Source organism: Hymenobacter agri (genome assembly GCF_054778495.1).
This window is the reverse complement of record NZ_BAAGZM010001033.1, coordinates 1-975: the sequence shown is the minus strand read 5'-3', so window position 1 is coordinate 975 and position 975 is coordinate 1. Positions and strand designations below refer to the sequence as shown.

2 protein-coding genes are annotated in these 975 nt (G+C 65.0%); both read left to right on the top strand.

Annotated features, from left to right (window positions below; all coding sequences use genetic code 11):
* The first annotated feature begins 8 nt into the window (after window positions 1–8).
* Window positions 9–161 carry an abscisic acid-deficient protein Aba4 family protein gene (locus ACYVDE_RS24260; protein ID WP_460504090.1) on the top strand — a complete coding sequence of 51 codons (153 nt, stop codon included), beginning with the start codon at window positions 9–11 and terminating at the stop codon, window positions 159–161.
* A gap of 139 nt (window positions 162–300) precedes the next feature.
* On the top strand, window positions 301–975 hold a 675-nt coding region (locus tag ACYVDE_RS24255; RefSeq protein WP_460504089.1), incomplete at its 3' end, for a hypothetical protein.

Below are 975 nucleotides of genomic sequence, written 5' to 3'. Positions count from 1 at the left end.
GCTTCGATATGTGGACGGGGGCCTGGGAGCTGCGCGACGCCCAGCGGCGCGGCGTGCCGCACGCGCTGCTGGTGCCCTGCCTGCTGCTCACGTTTCTGGTGGGGCCGGTGGGTCTGCTGCTGTATTTCGGCGTGCGCAGCCGGTATGACAGTGAGCAGTGAGCAGTGAGCAACGTCATGCTGAGCATGTCGGAGCATCGCTGCTGCGCAAATAATCAATCCCGTCTGTAATGAAGCGGTAGAGATGCTTCGACAAGCTTAGCATGACCGTGCCGTTTTTATCTCTTTCCATCATAGCACCATGAAAACCTCCCTGCTTTCCACGGCCGATTTTTCGCCGCTCAGCACCGCGATACCTTCGGCCGGCACCGTGGGCGAGGCCCTGCGCGTGCTCCACCGCGTGAACCCGGTGCTTTCGTGGGCGGGCTGGCTGAATGTGGCGCTGGCCGGGCTGGCCCTCGGGCTGCTGTTTGTCGACCACCGCCTCGTAACGGGCGCGCCGGCGTGGCTCAAGCCGCTGAAGTTTGCGCTGTCCATCGCGGCATTTGTTTTCTCGCTGGGCTGGCTGCTGGCCGACCTGCCGGCCGCGGCGCAGCGGAGCGTGCAACTTATCAGCTGGGGCGTAGCCGCAAGCATGATGGTGGAGCAAGGCGTGATTTTCGCGCAGGCCGCCCGCGGCACTGCTTCGCACTACAACACCAGTACGGCGCTGAACGGCCTGCTGTTTGGCCTGATGGGCATCTTCATTCTGGTGAATACGCTGATGAGCGTCTGGGCCCTGTACCTGGCCTGGCGTTACCAGCCTTTCGGGCCAGCCGGCTACGTGTGGGGCCTGCGCCTGGGGCTGCTGGTGTTTCTGGTGGGCAGCGTATTGGGCGGCTTCATGATTCACTACCAGCAGCATACCGTAGGCGCGCCCGACGGCGGCCCCGGCCTGCCCGGCCTGGGCTGGAGCACCCGCGCCGGCGACCTGCGC